Origin of the sequence: Collinsella tanakaei, assembly GCF_016900375.1 — a bacterium.
Taxonomy (GTDB): Bacteria; Actinomycetota; Coriobacteriia; order Coriobacteriales; family Coriobacteriaceae; genus Collinsella.
In genome coordinates this window covers 268,797-288,961 of sequence record NZ_JACJKB010000001.1, presented here as the reverse complement: position 1 = coordinate 288,961, position 20,165 = coordinate 268,797, and the positions used below count along the sequence as shown (strand labels likewise).

The 20,165-nt window shown below is 65.7% G+C and carries 15 protein-coding genes; all 15 read left to right on the top strand.

Going from position 1 to position 20,165, the window contains the following annotated elements; genetic code table 11:
• The first annotated feature begins 104 nt into the window (after positions 1-104).
• The 15 genes from H6A16_RS01295 (at position 105) to H6A16_RS10960 (ending at position 20,129) form a co-directional block, all read left to right on the top strand.
• Complete coding sequence (locus H6A16_RS01295) at positions 105-1,934, top strand: NAD(P)-binding protein (RefSeq protein WP_204615444.1); 1,830 nt, start codon at positions 105-107, stop codon at positions 1,932-1,934.
• Positions 1,928-3,670 carry a [FeFe] hydrogenase, group A gene (locus H6A16_RS01290; RefSeq protein WP_204615443.1) on the top strand — a complete coding sequence of 581 codons (1,743 nt, stop codon included), beginning with the start codon at positions 1,928-1,930 and terminating at the stop codon, positions 3,668-3,670. The genes H6A16_RS01295 and H6A16_RS01290 overlap by 7 nt, the downstream gene beginning before the upstream one ends.
• A gap of 172 nt (positions 3,671-3,842) precedes the next feature.
• On the top strand, positions 3,843-5,156 hold the full coding sequence (locus tag H6A16_RS01285; RefSeq protein WP_204615442.1) for an NCS2 family permease: 1,314 nt from the start codon (positions 3,843-3,845) through the stop codon (positions 5,154-5,156).
• 162 nt (positions 5,157-5,318) lie between these two features.
• Positions 5,319-5,828 (top strand): hypothetical protein, encoded by a 510-nt coding sequence (locus H6A16_RS01280; RefSeq protein WP_204615441.1) that lies wholly within the window; start codon positions 5,319-5,321, stop codon positions 5,826-5,828.
• Between the two features lie 300 nt (positions 5,829-6,128).
• A complete protein-coding gene (rpsO, locus tag H6A16_RS01275; protein WP_204615439.1) occupies positions 6,129-6,407 on the top strand; it encodes a 30S ribosomal protein S15 in 279 nt (92 codons plus the stop codon).
• Between the two features lie 141 nt (positions 6,408-6,548).
• Positions 6,549-8,813, top strand: coding sequence for a polyribonucleotide nucleotidyltransferase (locus H6A16_RS01270; RefSeq protein WP_204615437.1), 2,265 nt, complete (start codon positions 6,549-6,551; stop codon positions 8,811-8,813).
• A 296-nt stretch (positions 8,814-9,109) separates the two neighbouring features.
• Positions 9,110-10,786: a ribonuclease J gene (locus tag H6A16_RS01265; protein WP_204615435.1), complete on the top strand. Its 1,677-nt coding sequence runs from the start codon at positions 9,110-9,112 to the stop codon at positions 10,784-10,786.
• Position 10,787: 1 nt separating this feature from the next.
• Positions 10,788-13,694 (top strand): DNA translocase FtsK 4TM domain-containing protein, encoded by a 2,907-nt coding sequence (locus H6A16_RS01260; protein WP_204615433.1) that lies wholly within the window; start codon positions 10,788-10,790, stop codon positions 13,692-13,694.
• Positions 13,694-15,088 carry a helix-turn-helix domain-containing protein gene (locus tag H6A16_RS01255; protein WP_204615431.1) on the top strand — a complete coding sequence of 465 codons (1,395 nt, stop codon included), beginning with the start codon at positions 13,694-13,696 and terminating at the stop codon, positions 15,086-15,088. Before H6A16_RS01260 ends, H6A16_RS01255 begins: the two co-directional genes overlap by 1 nt.
• A 34-nt stretch (positions 15,089-15,122) precedes the next feature.
• Positions 15,123-15,620 (top strand): YajQ family cyclic di-GMP-binding protein, encoded by a 498-nt coding sequence (locus tag H6A16_RS01250; protein WP_204615429.1) that lies wholly within the window; start codon positions 15,123-15,125, stop codon positions 15,618-15,620.
• A 28-nt stretch (positions 15,621-15,648) separates the two neighbouring features.
• Positions 15,649-17,010, top strand: coding sequence for a 30S ribosomal protein S12 methylthiotransferase RimO (gene rimO / locus H6A16_RS01245; RefSeq protein ID WP_204615427.1), 1,362 nt, complete (start codon positions 15,649-15,651; stop codon positions 17,008-17,010).
• Positions 16,997-17,635 carry a CDP-diacylglycerol--glycerol-3-phosphate 3-phosphatidyltransferase gene (pgsA, locus tag H6A16_RS01240; RefSeq protein WP_204615425.1) on the top strand — a complete coding sequence of 213 codons (639 nt, stop codon included), beginning with the start codon at positions 16,997-16,999 and terminating at the stop codon, positions 17,633-17,635. The genes rimO and pgsA overlap by 14 nt, the downstream gene beginning before the upstream one ends.
• 11 nt (positions 17,636-17,646) lie before the next feature.
• Entirely contained in the window at positions 17,647-18,162 is a 516-nt protein-coding gene (locus H6A16_RS01235) for a CinA family protein (protein ID WP_204615422.1), read from the top strand.
• Between the two features lie 183 nt (positions 18,163-18,345).
• On the top strand, positions 18,346-19,440 hold the full coding sequence (recA, locus tag H6A16_RS01230; protein ID WP_204615487.1) for a recombinase RecA: 1,095 nt from the start codon (positions 18,346-18,348) through the stop codon (positions 19,438-19,440).
• Positions 19,437-20,129, top strand: coding sequence for a RecX family transcriptional regulator (locus H6A16_RS10960; protein ID WP_204615420.1), 693 nt, complete (start codon positions 19,437-19,439; stop codon positions 20,127-20,129). The genes recA and H6A16_RS10960 overlap by 4 nt, the downstream gene beginning before the upstream one ends.
• Positions 20,130-20,165 lie beyond the last annotated feature (36 nt).

Sequence of the window (20,165 nt, the reverse complement as noted above, 5' to 3'; positions counted from 1 at the left end):
GCGCTTACGTTCGCATGCTGAATCAAGCCGTCTGGGGGTTCGCTGTGGCCCCGAGCCTCAATCTGTAATAAAAACTTATTGAGACTATCAGAGGGGAGATTTCTATGGCACGACTTCATGTCATGGAGCGCAGCCATGCTCAGGCCGTCATGGACGACCTGCATGATGCGCTCGGCCGCAGGCTCGCTGCGCGTTCGCTCGCGCCCTGCCCGGTCGAGTTCACGGCGGCGCTCGTCAACCTGTGCGCCACCCAGAGCTGCGGCAAGTGCACGCCCTGCCGTGTGGGCCTGAAGGCCTTGGCCGACCTGCTCGAGGACGTTCTGGCCAACCGCGCCACGCTCGAGACCATCGACCTGATCGAGAAGACCGCGAACACCATCTACCTGTCGAGCGACTGCGCGATCGGCTACGAGGCCGGCTCCATGGCGCTCATGGCGGTGCGCGGGTTCCGCGACGACTTCGAGCATCATGTGCGCGAGCACGCCTGCGGCTTCGAGCAGAACGAGCGCGTCCCGTGCGTCGCCGGCTGCCCGGCAAACGTCGACATCCCGGGCTACATCTCGCTCGTGGAGGCCGGCCGCTACACCGATGCGGTCCGCCTCATCCGCAAGGACAACCCGCTGCCCGTCGTGTGCGGCCGCGTGTGCGAGCATCCCTGCGAGATGCACTGCCGCCGCGGTATCGTGGACGACCCGCTGAACATCCTGGCGCTCAAGCGCTACGCGACCGATCACATGGAGTGCGACTACCGTCCCAACATGGCGGAGGCCACCGGCAAGAACGTTGCCGTCATCGGCGGCGGCCCCGCCGGCATCAGCTGCGCCTACTACCTGGCGCTCATGGGCCATAAGGTCAAGATCTTCGAGCAGCGCAAGCACCTCGGCGGCATGCTGCGCTACGGCATTCCGAGCTACCGCCTGCCGCGCGAGGACCTCGACGCCGAGATCCAGTGGATCCTCGACTGCGGTATCGACGTCGAGACCGAGTGCTCGATCGACGGCACCGGCCTCGAGCAGCTGCGCCGCGACTACGACGCGGTCTACCTGGCCATCGGTGCCCACAGCGATAAGAAGCTCGGACTCGAGGGCGAGGATGCCGAAGGCGTCGTGTCCGCGGTCCAGATGCTGCGCGCCATCGGCGACGGCGAGATGCCGGACTTCACCGGCGAGCGCGTCGTGGTCATCGGCGGCGGCAACGTCGCCATGGACGTCGCGCGCTCCAGCGTGCGCCTTGGTGCCGAGAAGGTCATCATCGCGTACCGCCGTCGCATCTGCGACATGACGGCCCAGGACGCCGAGATCGCCGGCGCCGAGGCCGAGGGCTGCCAGATCATGGAGCTGAACGCCCCCGTGCGCATCGAGACCACCGAGGACGGCCGCGTCGCCGGCGTTGTCGTGCAGCCGCAGATCATCGGCGCCCCGCGCCGCGGCCGCCCCGCACCCCGCGCTGCCGCCGCGCCCGAGCAGCTCATCGCCTGCGACCGCGTCATCGTGGCCATCGGCCAGGACATCGACTCGGCCACGTTCGAGCAGGTCGGCATCCCCTGCAAGTGGGGCCGCATCGTCACGGATACCGAGGGCGCCATCGACGGCTTCGACGGCGTGTACTCCGGCGGCGACTGCCAGACCGGCCCCGCGACCGTCATCCGCGCCATCAACGCCGGTAAGGTCGCGGCTGCGAATATCGACCATTACCTCGGGTTCGATCACGCAATCGAGCTCGATGTCGACCTGCCGCCCGTTCAGTTCAAGGGCAAGCGCCTGTGCGGCCGCTGCGAGCTCAAGGAGCGCGACGCCGCCGAGCGTATCGGCGATTTCGAGATGGCCGAGATCGGCCTCACCGAGGAGGAGGCGCACCAGGAGGCCTCGCGCTGCCTGCGCTGCGATCACTTCGGCTTCGGTGCGTTCCGTGGGGGGAGGAATTTCCAGTGGTAAAGCTGATCATCGACGACCGCGAGGTCGAGGTACCCGAGCATACGACCATTCTTGACGCAGCGAAAAGCGTAGGGATCGAGATTCCGACCCTGTGCTACCTGCGCGACATCAACGAGGTCGGCGCCTGCCGTGTATGCGTGGTCGAGGTCGAGGGCATCGACCAGCTCGTGGCCGCGTGCAACAACTACGTGCTCGACGGCATGGTCGTGCACACGAACAGCCGCAAGGCCCGCATCGCGCGCAAGACCAACGTGGAGTTTTTGCTCTCGCAGCATGACTCCGAGTGCACGAGCTGCACGCGTTCGGGCAACTGCTCGCTGCAGTCGCTCGCCAACGACCTGGGCATCACCGACCTGCCGTTCTCCAAGCATCTCGAGGGCTTTCGCTCCGATCCGGCCTTCCCGCTCATCCGCAACAACGACAAGTGCATCAAGTGTCTGCGCTGCATCCAGATCTGCGAGAAGGTCCAGGGCACGGGCGTATGGGACCTCACGAGCCGTGCGAGCCACACCGTGGTGAACGTCGCTGGCGGCAAGCAGCTGTCTGAGACCGACTGCGCCCTGTGCGGCCAGTGCATCACCCACTGCCCGACCGGTGCGCTGCGTGCGCGCGACGATACGGAGCGCGTGTTCGACGCCCTCGAGGATCCGGAGAAGATCTGCTTGGTTCAGGTCGCGCCCGCCGTGCGCGCCGCGTGGGGCGAGGGCGTCGGCCTTGCGCGCGAGGACGCAACGGTCGAGCGCCTGGCTGCCGCCCTGCGCACCATGGGCTTCGATTACGTGTTCGACACGAACTTCTCGGCCGACCTCACCATCATGGAGGAGGGCTCCGAGCTGCTCGAGCGTATCAAGAAGGCGGGCGAGCCGGGCGGCGAGAACATCAAGTTCCCGATGTTCACCTCGTGCTGCCCGGGCTGGATCCGCTACGTGAAGTCGCACTACCCGGACATGCTCGACCAGGTGTCCACGTCGAAGTCGCCGCAGCAGATGTTCGGCGCCGTGGCCAAGACCTATTACGCGCATGCGCTCGGTGTCGATCCCTCGAAGATCTTCAGCGTGTCCATCATGCCGTGCGTGGCCAAGAAGTCCGAGGCCGCGCTGCCCACCATGGTGGGGGAGACGGGCGAGCCCGATGTGGATGTCGTCCTCACCGTGCGCGAGGTTGACCGCATGGTCCGCGCGTCGCATATCGATGCGTCCGGCCTGCCCGAGCAGGAGCTCGACCAGCCGCTCGGCGTCGGCACCGGTGCCGCCGTGATCTTCGGTGCGACCGGCGGCGTCATGGACGCGGCGCTGCGCTCCGCTTACTTCCTTGCCACGGGCGAGAACCCCGACCCGGACGCCTTCTCCGGCGTGCGTGGCCTGGACGGCTGGAAGGAGAAGACCTTCGATCTGGCCGGAACCCCGCTGCGCGTTGCCGTGGCGAGCGGTCTGGGCAACGCCCATAAGCTCATCGAGGCGCTGCGTGCCGGCGAGGTCGAGTACGACTTCGTCGAGATCATGGCGTGCCCCGGCGGCTGCGTGGGCGGCGGCGGACAGCCCATCCACGACGGCTGCGAGCTTGCCGGCGAGCGCGGCGACGTGCTGTGGGGCCTCGATGCCAAGGCGCCGATCCGCTTTAGCCACGAGAACCCCAGCGTGAAGCTCGTCTACGACGATTACCTCGAGCACCCGCTCTCCGAGCGCGCCGAGGAGCTGCTCCACACCGATCACACCGCTTGGTCCATGCCCCGCTAGCGACAAGTTGGTGCCAGGTACAATCTTGTCAGGCCGCGGCCGGGATCCCTTCCCGGTCGCGGCTTTTTAGGTTGCAAGTTTGGGACCTGTCCCCAAACTTGCAGCGCTCGTGCTAGAGTGTGCGGGTGGCTTCCAGATGGGGGTCACTTGTTTTGGGGGAGGGAGAATCCTAATGGAACAGTTTTTCAAGATAGGTGAGCGTGGCTCCTCGGTGGCAACCGAGTTGCGCGCCGGTCTCACCACGTTTTTGGCGATGGCCTACATCATCGTGGTGAACCCGCTCATCCTGGAGGCGGGCGGCGTGCCCGTTACCGCGGCTGTGACCGCGACCTGCGTGGGCGCCGGCATCATGACCATCGCGATGGGCATCTTCGCCAACCGTCCGCTTGCCTGCGCGTCCGGCATGGGCATCAACTCCATCGTCGCCTACACGCTCTGCGGCGCGATGGGCCTTGGTTGGCAGACCGCCATGGCCGTTGTCCTTATCGAGGGCATCGCCATCTTGCTGCTCGTGCTCTGCGGTCTGCGCGAGGCCATCATGGAGGCCATCCCGGTGTCGCTGCGCCGCGGCATCTCGATCGGTCTCGGCCTGTTCATCGCGATGATCGGCCTCAAGGACGGTGGCATCATCCTGGCCAACCCCGATACGCTCGTGTCGCTCGGCGACGTGACCGACCCGACCTTCCTGGTGGGCGCCATCTCCATCGTGGCGACGGTCGTGCTCTACTCCATGAAGATCAAGGGTGCGCTTCTGTGGGGCATCCTCGTCGCTGCGGTCTGCGGCGTTCCGCTGGGTGTTGTGCAGCCGCCGACGGGTGTCGTCGCGCCGCTTGACTTCACGACGTTCGGCGCGCCCTTCATGAGCGATGCCGACGGCGTGATGGGCATCGTGAAGGCGATCACCACCCCGACGATCCTGCTGTTCGCGTTCTCGCTCATGATGAGCGACTTCTTCGACACCATGGGCACCGCTATGGCCGTGGCCAAGCAGGGCGAGTTCCTGACCGAGGACGGCAAGGTCGAGGACATCAAGCCGATTCTCGTCGTCGACTCCGCTGCCGCTGCGGTGGGCGGCCTGATGGGCGCTTCGTCCATCACGACGTTCGTCGAGTCCGCCTCGGGCGCCGCCGACGGTGGCCGCACCGGTCTGACCTCGGTCTTCGCGGGCATCCTGTTCATTCTGGCAGCGTTCCTCTCGCCGCTCATCTCGTGCATCAGCTCCGCTGCGACCTGCGGTGCGCTTGTGTTCGTCGGCTTCCTCATGATGGGCGACGCTGTCATGGTCAAGTGGGACGACGTGCTCGAGGGCTTCCCAACCTTCATGATCATCGCCGGCATCCCGTTCACCTACTCGATCTCCAACGGCATCGGCCTCGGTTTCATCACCTACATCGTCGTCGCCGTGGTGACGCGCCGCGCCATGTACGTGCGCCCGCTCATGTGGGTCGCCGGCCTCGCGTTCCTGCTGTACTTCCTGCTGCTCTAGCTGCGGGGTACATCGCCGTTTAAGCTGCATGGGCCGCGGCCGGGATACGTTCCCGGCCGCGGCCTTTTGCGTGCAAGTTTGGGACCTGTCCCCAAACTTGCAGTAAGGTCTGCCTTGTTGCGGGGAATACGGTCCATAGGTAGCCGAAGGGAAGGAGCGACCATGGATGCCGTGAAGCGCTACTGGCATGCTTTGGGCGAGGCCCCGCGCGTGGCGATTCGCAAGTGCCTGCGGTTCGAGATCATCCTCAGCGTGGTGGTGACGATCATCTGCCTGATCGCCGCATGCATCGCGTTCGATGCGATCAGGCGGGAGGACATGCTCGGCGCCTTTCAGGCGGTGGGCTTTATGTTTCTGATCCTTGCTGTTTCCCTCGGGTTCGTCATCTACGGCTACGTGCTCGTGTACCGGGCGCATCGCGCGGTCAAGCAGTGGCTGTTCTCGCTGAACGCTCCGGGGTATCCCACCGAAGAGGCCTGGTCGGCAAAAGATACCTGGCTGCTCGCCGTGGCCCTCGTCGGCTTCACGGGCCTGCTGCCCAACCTCATTGGCATCATCACGGATATTGCACTCGGGCAATGGTCCACCTCTCTGCCCGGCATGGCCATCTGGGTGATCATCGGCATCGTGACGACACCGATAGCAGCCCGCCGCTTCATCCCCCTTGCGTGAAAGTTAGGGGACAGGCCCCAAACTTTCATCGGCAGGCAGCAAGGCGTTTGCAGAGTATGAGATAACCGACAACTACGGCGGCAAATCGACCGCTATCTGTCGGTAATCTCATACTCTTTTCGATGCGAGCGGCATGTCTACACGAGGTGAAAGTTTGGGACCTGTCCCCAAACTTGCATGCAGTTCTCGTGAATGCGGAGGGCTGTGGTAGTATAAGCAGCTGTTGGTTACCCGCACTTAGATGCTCGCTGCACCGGCGGCATCCCAGTGCTGGGCGTATTCAAGAGAAAGGTGTTCATCATGACCATCTCCAAGGAGCGCAAGGCTGAGCTCACCGCTCAGTTCGGCAACAGCCCCGTCGACACCGGCAACCCCAAGGTTCAGGTTGCCATCCTCACCGAGCGCATCCGTGAGCTCACCGAGCACATGAAGTCCCACCAGAAAGACTTCCACACCCGCCGCGGTCTGCTCATGCTGGTCGGTCGCCGTCGTCGTCTTCTGTCCTACATCAAGAAGAACGACATCTTCGAGTACCGCGCGCTCATCAAGGAGCTCGGTATCCGCGACAACATCCAGTAACACGTTGTGCATGCAGGAGCCCCCGTGGGGGCTCCTTTTCATGTAAGGGGCCGCAATCGCGTCCTCTACACCGCCTGCGGGGCGACCGCAGGCCCTATCGAGGCCCGCACGCAATGGGGCGTGCGGAGATGAAGGAGAAAAATGACACTCGTATCCAAGACCTTTGAGCTGTACGGCAAGACCTACACCCTGGAGTCCGGCGAGCTCGCCAAGCAGGCGACAGGCGCCACCCTGGTCAAGCAGGGCGACACCACCGCGCTCGTCACGGTCGTCGTCTCCAAGGAGCGCAAGAACTACGACTTCTTCCCGCTGACCGTCGATTTCAACGAGAAGATGTACGCTGCCGGCCGCATTCCCGGCGGCTACCTTAAGCGCGAGGGCCGTCCCAGCGAGAAGGCCACGCTCACCGCTCGCATGATCGACCGTCCCATCCGCCCAAGCTTCCCCGACGGCTTCCGCAACGAGGTCCAGATCGTCGCGACCTCGCTCGTGGCCGACCAGGTGAACCCCATCGACGTCATCTGCACGATGGGCGCCTCGCTCGCCCTCACGGTCGGCGGCGTCCCCTTTGAGGGCCCGCTTGCCTGCGTGCGCATCGGCCGCAACAAGGAGACTGGTGAGTTCATCGTCAACCCCACCTATGAGGAGCGCGAGAACTCCGACCTCGACCTCGAGCTCGCGGGCACCCGCGACTTCATCTCCATGGTGGAGGCCGGCGCCGACGAGGTGACCGAGGAGGACATGCTCGCCGCCATGCAGTTCGGCCAGGAGGCCATCGGCGCCTTCTGCGACGCCCAGCTCGAGTTCATCGAGGAGTGGGAGCGCGTCAACGGCGCCATCGTCCCGAAGGAGTACATCCTCGATCAGCCCGTTCCCGAGGTCGAGGAGCGCATCTTCGCCCACTACGACGAGATGTACGCCGCGCTGTCCGATGCCGACAAGCTTTCCCGCATCGCGCACGTCGAGGAGCTGAAGGAGCGCATCCGCGCCGAGTTCACCGAGGAGGAGCAGCTCGAGTGGGAGCGCGAGATCCCGGTCAACCTCAAGAAGCTCGAGAAGAAGGCCATGCGCACCATGGTCGTCGAGACCGGTGAGCGCGTCGACGGCCGTGCCGCCGACGAGATCCGCCCCATCATGGTGAAGGATTCCTACCTGCCGCTCGTGCACGGCTCCGGCCTGTTCCAGCGCGGTCAGACCCAGGTGCTCTCCGTCCTCTCGCTCGGCATGCTCAACGAGGGCCAGCGTCTTGACACCATCGAGCCCGTCGAGGGCAAGCGCTATATGCACCAGTACAACTTCCCGCCGTTCTGCACCGGCGAGACCGGCCGCATCGGCGCCCCGAAGCGCCGCGAGATCGGCCACGGCAACCTCGCCGAGCGCGCCCTTCTGCCGGTGTTGCCCGATGAGGTGGAGTTCCCCTACGCCATCCGCGTCGTCTCCGAGGTCATGGAGTCCAACGGCTCCTCGTCCATGGCGTCGACCTGCGCGAGCTGCCTTGCGCTCATGGACGGCGGCGTGCCGCTGAAGCGCCCCGTGTCCGGTATCGCCATGGGCCTCATCCAGGAGGAGGGCAAGACCGTCGTTTTGTCCGACATCCAGGGCATCGAGGACTTCCTGGGCGATATGGACTTCAAGGTGACCGGCACCGAGCGCGGCATCACGGCGCTCCAGATGGACAACAAGGCCACCGGCCTCACCTTCGACATCCTGCGCTCTGCGCTCGAGCAGGCCAAGGCCGGCCGCGCGTTCATCCTCGGCAAGATGCTCGACGTCATCCCCGCCCCGCGTGAGACCACGCGCGACACCGCGCCGCGCATCACCTCGATCACCATCCCGGTCGAGAACATCCGCGACGTCATCGGCAAGGGCGGCGAGACCATCCGCGGCATCCAGGACGAGACGGGCGCTTCCATCGACATCCACGAGGACGGCACCGTGTTCGTGGGCGGCGTCGGCGATTCCGTCGATGCGGCCGTCGAGCGCATCCAGCTCATCGTCAAGGTTCCCGAGGTGGGCGAGGAGTACACCGGTCGCGTCGTCTCCATCCAGCCCTTCGGCGCCTTCGTCAACCTGCTGCCCGGCAAGGACGGCCTGCTGCACATCTCCCGTGTGGCCCAGGGCCGTGTCGATAAGGTCGAGGACGTGCTGAACGTCGGCGACGAGGTCAAGGTCAAGGTCATCGAGGTCGACGAGCGCGGCAAGATCTCGCTCGACCGCCTCGACAAGCCCGAGGCTCCCGCCGGTTCGGGTAGCGGCTCCGACGAGGGCGGCTTCGGTGGCCGCGGGCGTCGCGAGCGCAGCGACCGTCCCGGCCGTCCGCGCCGCGAGCATGGCGACCGCAGCGATCGTCCGCGTCGCCCCGGCGACAACGGCGGCCGCACCCCGCGCCGTCATCACGAGGGCTAATGCGATAGCGCGGTCTTTCTGAACCGTATGCGATGGGCCGGATCCTCCGTTCGGGAGGGTCCGGCCTTCTTTTGCAGGCGACAAGATGGGGCCAGGTTCAATCTTGTCGCCCAAACTTTCAATTTCCACGCATTGTGTAGGGATGGGGTCGGCTGCGTGTAAGGCATGCCGCATGTTGGTACAATGGCTTATCACTGTGAATTATGCCTGCGAATCTCACGCGCGGGCCGATATTGAATGGTTTGGCGGATACCGCCGTATGGATACCACCGCAACGAAAGGAGCCATCTCACCCCATGGCAACAACTAAAAAGAAGCCCGCACCGCTCAAGATCATCCCCTTGGGCGGTCTCGATGGTATCGGCAAGAACATGACGGTCATCGAGTGCGGCGAGGACATGATCCTCGTCGACGCCGGCCTCATGTTCCCCGACGATTCGCAGCCCGGCATCGATCTGGTGCTGCCCGACTACACCTATGTCCTCGAGAACGAGGAGAAGCTGCGCGGCATCGTCGTGACCCACGGCCACGAGGACCACACCGGCTCTTTGCCGTACCTGCTGCAGGACCTCAACAACAAGGTGCCCATCTTCTCGAGCAAGCTCACCCTCGGCTTCATCGAGGGCAAGCTCGCCGAGTTCCGCATCCGCGCGCCGAAGTTCCGCGAGGTCACCGGCGGCAGCCATGTGAACCTCGGCTGCATCCAGATCGATTTCTTCTCGATGACGCACTCCATCCCCGGCGCTCTGGGCGTCTTCATCCGCACGCCGCAGGGCACGGTCCTGCACACTGGCGACTTCAAGCTCGACCAGACGCCGATCGACGGCGTGACGCCCGATTACGCCGCCATCAGCAAGTTCGCCAAGCAGGGCATCGACCTGCTCATGAGCGACTCCACGAACGCCACGCGTCCCGGCTTCACGAAGTCCGAGGCCGAGGTCGGCCCCTCGCTGTACAGCGCCATCAAGAACGCGCCCGGCCGCGTCTTCGTGGCGAGCTTCTCGAGCCACATCCACCGTCTGCAGCAGATCTGCGACGCCGCGCGCCGCTGCCACCGCAAGATCGTGGTGACCGGCCGTTCCATGCTCACGAACACGCGCGTCGCCCGTGAGCTCGGCTACCTCGACATCCCCGAGGAAGACATCATCGACGCCTACGACATCAACAACCTCCCTGAGGACCAGATTGTCGTCATGTGCACCGGCTCCCAGGGTGAGCCGCTGTCGGCGCTCTCGCGCATGGCTAACGGCGAGCACAAGACGCTCTCGATGCACGAGGGCGACACGGTGATCATCTCCGCCACGCCCATCCCCGGCAACGAGAAGGGCGTCCAGCAGGTGGTGAACAGTCTGGCCAAGATTGGCTGCGACGTCTACGACAAGAACCGCACGCTCGTGCACGTGTCCGGCCACGGCAGCCAGGAAGAGCTCAAGCTCATGCTGGCCATGACGAAGCCGAGCTACTTCATGCCGGTCCACGGCGAGGCGGTCCACCTGAGGGCCCACGCCGGCCTTGCCCGCAAGATGGGCATGCCCGAGGACCATATCTTCATCCTGGACAACGGCGATTCGCTCGAGATGCGCGGCGGCGTCGTGCGCCGCGGCCCCTCGGTCGAGTCGGGCGTCGTGTACGTTGACGGCCTGCGCATCGGCGACACCGACCCCATCGTCCTGCGCGACCGCCAGAAGCTCGCCAACGACGGCATGGTGACCGCCGTCGCCATCGTGTCGCTCAAGCGCAAGCGCGTCGACGCCATCGAGTTCTCCGGCCGCGGCGTGTCCTTCACCATCGACGACGAGTTCTCGTCCGATGCCTCGGCCTCCATCATGAAGATGATCGAGAAGGGCAAGTTCAACTACACGAGCAGCGGCACCGACGCCCTGCGCAAGGCAGTGCGCGACTCGCTGTCCAACTTCATCTGGAACCGCACACGCACGCGCCCGATGATCATCCCGGTCGTCATGGAGGTCTAGCGTGGCGGCAGCGGGCAACAAGCAGCAGACGAACAAGGGCAAGGGTTCCACCGGGCGCGGTCGCAAGGCCGCGCAGTCGGGGGAGCGCAACCTGCGTGCCAACGCGGGGCGCTCTCGCGATGAGCAGGCGGCTCCGCTGCTCGATGAGGGGTCGGGGCGCGATATCGCGGGCGTGCTGCTCGGCGTGTTCGCCGTGGCCTCGTTCATCGCGGTCATCTCGCCGAGTTCCGCTCCCGTGACGGCGGCGCTCGCGGGCTTCTTCCACCTGGGCTTCGGCCTGGGCGGCTATATCCTGCCGCTGTTCATCCTCGGGGCCGCGGCCCTGCTGTTCCTGCGCGGGACGGCCCGGGTGCCCGTCCGCACCTGCGCGGGCGCTGCGGTGATCTACTGCGCCGTGCTCGCCATGCTCTCGCTGTCCGTCGTGGGCGCCGATGTGCCCGCCTCCGCGCTCTTCGAGCCGGCTAATCTTTCCGCGACCGGTGGCTACTTGGGAGCCTTCATCGCGAGCGCCCTCATGGCGGCCGTGGGCAATACCATCGCCTATGTCATCCTTGCCGGCCTTGTGCTGCTCGGCCTCGTGATCATCGGCTTCTCGGTGAGCGAGCTCACCGCGACCGTCGCCGCACGCGCCGAGCAGATCGCGCGTCGACGCCATGTCGACGTGAACGAGAGCCCTTGGGGCGAGGCTCCGGTGCCGGCGCGCCAGCAGGCGCCCCGCCGAGCTACGCCGCGCCAGGCGAGCCTGTTCGACGACGAGGAGGGGAGTGCCGAGACGACCTACCTCGGTGCCCGTTCGATCACGGCGCGCGACCGCATCGACGACGAGCTTGATGCCCCCCAGGGCGACGACAACCCCTTCGTGGACGTGACCGACCAGGTCGCTACGGAGAGCGCCAAGACGACCCTCATCCTGGGCCGCAGGCAGAAGAAGCGCAAGCCCGCCTCTGACGATGTCGCCCCGTCTGCGGCACCCGATCGCGCCAAGACGACGCTCATTCCCGTCAAGGAGCGCTTCGTCGAGCCGATGGACGAGGTCGATCCCATGGCCGGCGCCGCCGCGGTTGCCGCGGGCGGTGCGCTCGGGGCGATCGCTGCCTCCCGAGCAGAGCTCGATGCCGTCGCCGCGGGCACCGCGCGCGGCGTTGCCGATATCGCGTCCGAGCCGGAGGGCGATGCCGCCCCGCCGTGGGATGAGCCCGCAGGCGCCGATGACGCCGCCCCCGCCGTGCCCGATTTCCTGAAGCGCACCGCCGCCGCGGCGCCTGCCGCCCCCGCGCATCGCGAGAAGCCCGCAGCTGCCGCGCCTTCCGCTGCCGATGCCGCTGCTGCGCGCCCGAAGCCCAAGCGCGCTGCCGCCCCGCAGGCCGCTGCGGGCGGTACCGCCACGCCGGCATCCGCTACCGACGAGGGCGACGAGCGCCAGCTTCCGCCCGTGTCGATGCTGCGCCATAACCCCGCTTCGGCCTCGTCGGTGAGCTCCGAGAAGGAGCTTCAGCAGACGGCATCGGCCCTTCAGGACACCCTTCAGGAGTTCGGCTTGCATTCCCGCGTGGTCGGCTGGATTTCCGGCCCCACCGTCACGACGTTCAAGGTCCAGCCCGGTGAGGGCGAGCGCGTGAGCCGCATCTCCAACCTCGAGGACGACATCGCGCTTTCGCTCGCCACCGACTCGGTGCGCATCTTCGCGCCGATTCCGGGCACCTCCCTTGTGGGCATTGAGATCCCCAACCGCACGCGCCAGACCGTCGCGTTCGGCGACATCCTGCCGTACGTGAAGGGCGGCCCGCTGGAGTTCGCGCTCGGCCGCGACGCCGAGGGCCAGCCCATGGTGGCCGACCTCGCCAAGATGCCTCACCTGCTCATCGCGGGCACCACGGGCTCCGGTAAGTCGGTCGTCATCAGCTCCATCCTCATGAGCCTGCTCATGCGCACCTTCCCCGAGGATGTGCGCCTGATCATGATCGACCCGAAGCGCGTCGAGTTCGCCCCCTACGACGGCCTGCCGCACCTGTACGTGCCGGTGGTGACCGAGCCCAAGCAGGCCGCGAGCGCCCTGCAATGGGCCGTCTCCGAGATGGAGCGCCGCCTCAAGATCTTCGAGCGCATCGGCGTCCGCAAGATCTCGACGTTCAACGAGAAGCAGGCGGCAGGCGAGTTCGAGAAGTACGACAACCCGCCCGCGAAGATGCCCTATCTCGTCATCGTCATCGACGAGCTCTCCGACCTCATGATGGTCGCGGGCAAGGACGTCGAGGCGTCCATCGTGCGCATCGCCCAGCTCGGCCGCGCCGCCGGTATCCACATGATCGTGGCGACGCAGCGCCCGAGCTCGAACGTCGTGACCGGCCTCATCAAGGCCAACATCACGAACCGTATCGGCCTCACCGTGGCCACGGGTATCGACTCGCGCGTCATCCTCGACCAGACGGGTGCCGAGAAGCTCATCGGCCAGGGCGACATGCTGTTCAGCCGCGTGGACTGGGGCAAGCCCAAGCGCATCCAGGGCTGCTACGTGTCCGACGAGGAGATCTTCGCGGTCGTGGAGTTCGTCAAGGAGCAGAGCCCGGCCGATTACCACGAGGAGATCCTCTCCGCCGTGGCTCCGGCCGCCATGGGTGGCGGCGGGGGCGGCGGTGCCCGCGAGGCGTCCGACGACGATCCGCTGATCTGGGAGGCCGCGCGCATCGTGGTGGAGTCCCAGCTCGGTTCCACCTCTGGTTTGCAGCGCCGTTTGAAGGTTGGCTATGCACGTGCGGGCCGTATCATGGATATGCTCGAGGAAAAGGGCGTCGTCGGTCCCCCCGACGGCTCCAAGCCCCGTGAGGTCCTGCTGGACGAGGAGGGGCTCGCCGCCCTCGAGGCCGTGGAGGCCGAGATGGCCGCAGAAGATGGATTTGGAGGGTTCTGATGGCAAGTCGATTCGGCGAGATGCTGCTCGATCGTCGTCGCGAGCTGGGTCTTTCGATCCAGCAGGTCGCCAACGTGATCAAGATTCGCCCTCAGATCATCGAGTTCTTCGAGACGGGTAACTTCGCGTCGATGCCGCCGCGCGGCTACGCGCAGGGCATGATCGCAAGCTATGCGCGCTATTTGGGTTTGAACCCGCGCGAGGTCGTGAACGCCTATTTCGACGAGCTCTATGTGTACGAGCGGGGCGGCAGCGCCTCGGGTAGCCAGTTCACCGAGGGCGCGACGGACCCCGTACCGCGCAGCGTGAGCACGAGCGGTCGCTATCTGCTCGTGGATCCGCCCTCGTCGAGCTCCCGTTTTGCCCAGCGTCCCCCGCAGGCGGGCTATGTTTCCGATTCGACGTCGGGCCATGTGCCCATGCGGGTTGCCGATAACGAGCGCCGCGCATCGCAGCTTCCCGAACGCGATGGCGCGCGCCGCGCGCTGCGTCCGGCCTCCGGCTCGCGCGGCGGATACGGTGCGCCCGCTTCGGGCGGCGGCATGCCCGCCGACAGCACCGTTCAGATGAGGCGCCCTCTGGGCTCCGCGGGCACGCGCGACTTCTCCGGTCGCGGGCGCGCCCCGCAGCGCACGCGCGATTACGGCTCCGCTTCCGGACGCCGCGGACCTGGCGGCTACGGCTCGCGCGGCCGCGGACCTCAGCGCGGGGGATCGCGCGGCGCCGCGAGCGGGCTCGACCAGCGCCTGCTTATCGGCGGTGCCGCCGTCATCGTCATCCTGCTGATCATCATCGTGTTCCTGCTCGTCCGCGGCTGCACGCCCGCAGCGAACCAGACCACGCCGACGGTGCAGGGCTCCGCTGCCACCCAGCAGACGCAGACGAATGCCGACGACACCGCGACCGACGAGGCCGACGACCAGGACGCCCAGGATACCGACCAGCCCGAAGACGGCGCCGGCGATGGCCGGCAGAACGCGGATGATCCGGCCGCCGGGGCGGCTACCCAGCAGCAGGTTCCGACCGAGACGAAGATCGCCATCACCGTCGACGAGGGCGCCACCTCGTGGATCGAGGTCAAGGTCGATGGTGAGGTCGTCTACGGCTCGCAGACCGCCGGCCCCGAGACCCTCGAGTACGTCCCGGGCCAGACGATCGAGATCACCGTCGACCATCCGTCCGACGTCTCGGTGACCGAGAACGGCAAGACCGTCGACTGGGATACCCGTACCCCCGGTGTCGGCCGCGTGACCATCACCGTGCCGCAGCAGCCGGAGCCCGACCCCGCAACCGAGGAGCAGAGCGCGGATGGCGAGTCCACCGGCGAGGACACCTCGACTGACGAGGGCTACGAGGAGGACACCACCTACGAAGACGAGGAGACCTACGAGTAAGGGCGTAGGTTTGCTATGCGAAAGGATATGACCCATGGCTAAGGATTCCAGCTTCGACGTCGTTTCCCAGGTCGATATGCAGGAGGTCGACAACGCCTACCAGCAGGCGGCGCGCGAGATCTCCCAGCGCTACGACCTCAAGGACTCGGGTGCGACCATCGACCTCTCCAAGGGCGACAAGCTCGTGACCGTCAACGCTCCCGCCGATTTCGTGGCGCGCCAGATCATCGATCTGTTCAGCTCGAAGCTCATCAAGCGCGGCATCGAGCTCGCTGCGGTCTCCTGGGACGCCCCGCAGGCCGCCTCGGGCGGCACCGTGCGCGTGCTCGGCCATATCGTCGAGGGCATCGACCAGCCCACCGCCAAGAAGATCAACAAGGACATCAAGGACGCCAAGCTCAAGGTCAAGGTGACCATCGAGTCCGATAAGCTCCGCGTGACCTCCGCGTCCAAGGACGCCCTCCAGCAGGTCATCGCGATGCTGCGCGAGCGCGACTACGGTCAGCCGCTGCAGTTCACCAACTACCGCTAACCGCATCGAAAGGGGAGCGCATCTGCCCATGGACCAACCATCCTCCATCCTGTACATCACGCTCGGCTGCGCCAAGAACGAGGTCGATACCGACCGCATGAGGTCGCTTCTGTGCGCCGCCGGCTACGAAGAGGCCGACGGTACCGAGGATGCCGACCTCGTCATCATCAACACCTGCTCGTTTCTGGCGTCGGCGACCTCCGAGAGCATCGAGACGACACTCGAGCTTGCCGATGAGGTCCACGAGGGCGTTCGCTCCGCTCCCATCGTGATGTGCGGCTGCGTGCCCTCGCGCTACGGCGCCGACCTGCCCGACGAGCTGCCCGAGGTTGCCGCCTTCGTGCGCACCGACGAGGAGGACGGCATCGTGGGCGTGGTCGACGAGCTGCTCGGCCATGGCCGAGCCGTTCCTGCGCACGTGCCCGACGTGAAGCGCACGGTCGAGGGCGCCGTTGCCTACCTCAAGATCTCTGACGGCTGCGACCGTTTCTGCAGCTTCTGCGCGATTCCCTACATCAGGGGCCGCTACCGCTCTCGCTCCGCCGCCTCGATTCTCGCCGAGGCCCGCGAGCTGGTTGCCGGCGGTGTGCGTGAGCTCGTGCTGATCGGCCAGGATACGGGCATCTGGGGCAACGACCTTCCCGAGGACACCGAGGGTCCGCGCAATCTCGCTCAGCTGCTCGAGGCCGTGGCCGCTGCCGTCCGTCCGGAGCGCGTGTGGATCCGCGTGCTGTACCTGCAGCCCGAGGGCATGACCGACGAGCTCATCGCCGCCATTCGCGACACGCCCGAGGTCCTGCCCTATATCGACATCCCCGTGCAGCACTGCAGCGAGCGCGTTCTTTCCGCCATGAACCGCTCCGGTTCCGAAAGCGAGCTCGAGAAGCTCTTCGCCCGCCTGCGCGACGAGATTCCCGGCATGGTCATCCGAACCACCTACCTCGCTGCCTTCCCGGGCGAGACCGCCGAGGAGCATGAGGAGATGCTCGCCTTCATGGACCGCATCGGCTTCGACTACACGAGCGTCTTCGCGTACTCCCGTGAGGACGGCACCCGCGCCGCCCGCATGGACGAGCAGATTCCCGAGGAGGAGAAGCTCGAGCGCACCCAGGCGGCCATCGATCTTGCCGAGGCTCTCGGTTTTGCCGCCACGGCATCGCATGTGGGCGAGACCGCCGAGGTCATCGTCGATGGCATCGAGGAGACCGAGGACGGCCCCGAGCTCATCGGCCACGCGTGGTTCCAGGCGCCCGACTGCGACGGCGCCGTGCATCTCGATGCAGGCGAGGCCGCGGTGGGGGATATCCTGACCGTGGAGTTCACCGACAGCTTCTGCTACGAGCTCATCGGCCATGTCATCGACAAGGAGGCAACCCATGGGCTCGAGTAGTCGCCCTCATGGTCCGCATACGACGAGCGTCTGGACGCCCGCGAATATCGTGACCTGCATCCGCATCCTGTTCATCCCGGTGTTCATGGTCCTGTCAGACCTCTCGTACCACAACGGGTCCGGGCAGGTGTCGGTCGGCTTGGCGTTTGCCGCCTTCGCGCTCTATGTGCTTCTGAGCCTGACCGATAAGGTCGACGGCTACCTTGCGCGCTCACGCAACGAGATTACCGATTTCGGCAAGTTCCTCGATCCCATTGCCGACAAGCTGCTCGTGGTGTCCGCCCTGCTGCTGCTCATGGACTTGGGCTATGTGAGTCTGTGGTTCGTGTTCATCATCCTCGTGCGCGAGTTTCTGGTGAGCGCCCTGCGCATGGTGGCGAGCGCAGCCGGTGTGGTCGTTGCCGCCGACAAGCTCGGCAAGTGGAAGACCGCGGTGACCATGGTATCCATCTGCTGCTACCTGTTCACCTTTGCTTTCGGCGCCCTGACGGCGTCTGCGGGCGTGAGCCCGATCACCATCTACTTGCACTTCACGTCCGACATCCTGATGATCGCCGCCGTGGTGCTCACGGTCGTGTCCGGCATCCAGTACTTCTGGAATTGCCGTGAGGTCATCTTTGGATAGGAGCATCTCGCATGGCTGAATGTGGAGGAATCGAGGGGCAACTCGAACAGGCCGCCCATGCGCTGGTCTCGTTCGCGTCGGAACGCGGCCTTACCGTATCGACCGCAGAGTCGCTCACGGCGGGACTCGTCGCCTCCACGATCGCGGGCGTGCCCGGGGCCTCCGCCGTGCTGCGCGGCGGCGCCGTCACCTATGTCAACGAGGTGAAGGAGGCGGTGCTCGGCGTCGATGCCGAGGCGATCGCGCGCTACACGGAGGTGTCGCACCCTGTCGCGTGTCAGATGGCCGAAGGTTCGCACAGGCTGTTCGGAGCGGATGTCGCTGTGAGTCTGACCGGATATGCCGGCCCCGGGGGAGGAACGGAGCAAGACCCGGTGGGCACGGTGTACCTGGGAGTCGCGAGCGCGCGCGGCGTCGATTCGCGGCGCGTGACGCTTGAGGGCGATCGCGCCGCCGTGCGCGCCGGGTCGGCCCTCTGCGCCCTCCAGATGCTGCTTGAGGAGCTGACCGCGCTGACCTCATCGTGATTTTTAGCGAGCGTTGCGTCCTGTAAGGTTTCGCGGGATGCATGTTCGCCGAGCTGTCGGATTGCCGTTCGAACCATCGGGAACGATCCCAGACTGCCGTAGTTAGCATAGTCGCGTTACGGCTTGACGCCGAACAACTGTTCGACTATAGTCTGGGAGGATATCATCATGAAGGAGGACCCCATGGCGAAAAGTTCCGGACCGGCGCGCCAGATTCACGAGCGCACCTACGGTGCAGAGCGCGACAACATGATCAAGCTCACCACGGCGGAGATCGAGAAGAAGTTCGGCACCGGTTCCATCATGAAATTCGGTGACGGCGGTCCGGAGCTCGAGATCGAGGCGATCCCCACCGGTGCGCTCGCGCTCGATGCGGCGCTCGGCATCGGCGGTGTTCCGCGCGGCCGCATCATCGAGATCTACGGTCCCGAGTCGTCCGGTAAGACGACGCTCGCGCTCGAGATCTGCGCCGAGGCGCAGGGCCTGGGCGGCGTCGTCGCGTTCATCGACGCCGAGCATGCGCTCGATCCGGGCTATGCGGCACGCATCGGTGTCGATATCGACGAGGTCCTCATCTCGCAGCCCGATACCGGCGAGCAGGCACTCGAGATCTGCGACATGCTCGTTCGCTCCGGCGCGATCGACGTCGTCGTCATCGACTCCGTCGCGGCGCTCGTTCCGCGCGCCGAGATCGAGGGCGAGATCGGTGATTCCTCGGTCGGCCTGCAGGCGCGCCTTATGAGCCAGGCGCTCCGCAAGCTCGCGGGCTCGCTTGCCAAGTCGCGTACCACCTGCATCTTCATCAACCAGCTGCGCGAGAAGATCGGCGTCATGTTCGGCAACCCCGAGACGACGACCGGTGGCCGTGCCCTCAAGTTCTTCTCGTCCGTGCGTATTGACATCCGCCGTATCGACAGCATCAAGAACGGTCAGGATATCGTGGGCAGCCGCGTGCGCTGCAAGGTCGTAAAGAACAAGGTGGCCGCACCCTTCCGCACCGCTGAGTTCGACATCATGTACGGCACGGGCATCTCCAAGGAGGGCTCGATTCTCGACATGGGCGTCGACGCCGGCATCGTCACCAAGTCGGGCGCTTGGTATACCTACGAGACTGAGCGCTTGGGCCAGGGCCGCGAGGCCGCCAAGGAGTTCCTGCGCAGCAACCCTGAGCTTATGGACGAAATCGAGCATCGCGTTCGCGTGAACTTCGGGCTCGATTTCGATGACGAGTCGACGGGCGAGGCCATCGAGCCAGCAGCTGCGGACGTGACGGCGTGAGTGCCGTCGAGGTCTGCGCACTCGATATAACGTATCCGGACGCCGCTGCACGCAGACGTGCGGCGGCGTCCGGCTATCGAGCTGCCGCTTCGATTCATCTTGCGTACGCGGACGGCACGCACGAGGATATCTCGCTGCCCGTGCGCGTGGCGCGTGCGGTTGCCGATGAGCCGCCTGCGCTCCCCGCATCGCGCGAAGAGGTTCTTGAGTCCCTCGCTGCCATCGAGGTGCGCGTCTGCTTTGCGGTGACGGTCGATCTGCTGTCGCGACGCGACCACGCCGAGGAGGAGCTTTCACGCAAGCTCAGGCGATCGGGGTTTCGCAAGCCCGCGATCGGCTCCGCGATCGCCCGTGCGCGAGAGAACCGGTTCGTCGATAACGTTCGCTTTGCCGCGTATTTCATCGAGGAGCGCAAGCGGCAGGGATGGGGGAGACGCCGCATCGAGCTCGAGCTGTCGCGCCGAGGGGTTCGCGCCGAAGATGTGCCGGGGTATCCCGAGGAGTTCTTCAGCGATGAGGACGACCTTGAACGTGCCTGCGCCCTTCTTGCGCGCAAGTCGGTGCCCGATATGCATGCGCGCGATAAGCTCATGCGTTTTTTGGTGTCAAAGGGGTTTTCATACGGTATCGCCGCCGATGCCGTCCGCCGAAGGCTGGACGGTTCCGACGAGGAGCAGGACATGTGGTAACACGGCTCCTACCTTGGAAAACCATCTGATGTGGAA

Bases quoted from the DNA above. Each gene is read 5' to 3' on its own strand.
- H6A16_RS01265 (WP_204615435.1), top strand. From the start codon at position 9,110: ATGGCAACAACTAAAAAGAAGCCCGCACCGCTCAAGATCATCCCCTTG.
- rimO (WP_204615427.1), top strand. From the start codon at position 15,649: ATGGACCAACCATCCTCCATCCTGTACATCACGCTCGGCTGCGCCAAG.
- rpsO (WP_204615439.1), top strand. From the start codon at position 6,129: ATGACCATCTCCAAGGAGCGCAAGGCTGAGCTCACCGCTCAGTTCGGC.
- H6A16_RS01255 (WP_204615431.1), top strand. From the start codon at position 13,694: ATGGCAAGTCGATTCGGCGAGATGCTGCTCGATCGTCGTCGCGAGCTG.
- pgsA (WP_204615425.1), top strand. From the start codon at position 16,997: ATGGGCTCGAGTAGTCGCCCTCATGGTCCGCATACGACGAGCGTCTGG.
- H6A16_RS01250 (WP_204615429.1), top strand. From the start codon at position 15,123: ATGGCTAAGGATTCCAGCTTCGACGTCGTTTCCCAGGTCGATATGCAG.
- H6A16_RS01280 (WP_204615441.1), top strand. From the start codon at position 5,319: ATGGATGCCGTGAAGCGCTACTGGCATGCTTTGGGCGAGGCCCCGCGC.
- H6A16_RS01285 (WP_204615442.1), top strand. From the start codon at position 3,843: ATGGAACAGTTTTTCAAGATAGGTGAGCGTGGCTCCTCGGTGGCAACC.
- H6A16_RS01235 (WP_204615422.1), top strand. From the start codon at position 17,647: ATGGCTGAATGTGGAGGAATCGAGGGGCAACTCGAACAGGCCGCCCAT.
- recA (WP_204615487.1), top strand. From the start codon at position 18,346: ATGGCGAAAAGTTCCGGACCGGCGCGCCAGATTCACGAGCGCACCTAC.
- H6A16_RS01270 (WP_204615437.1), top strand. From the start codon at position 6,549: ATGACACTCGTATCCAAGACCTTTGAGCTGTACGGCAAGACCTACACC.
- H6A16_RS01295 (WP_204615444.1), top strand. From the start codon at position 105: ATGGCACGACTTCATGTCATGGAGCGCAGCCATGCTCAGGCCGTCATG.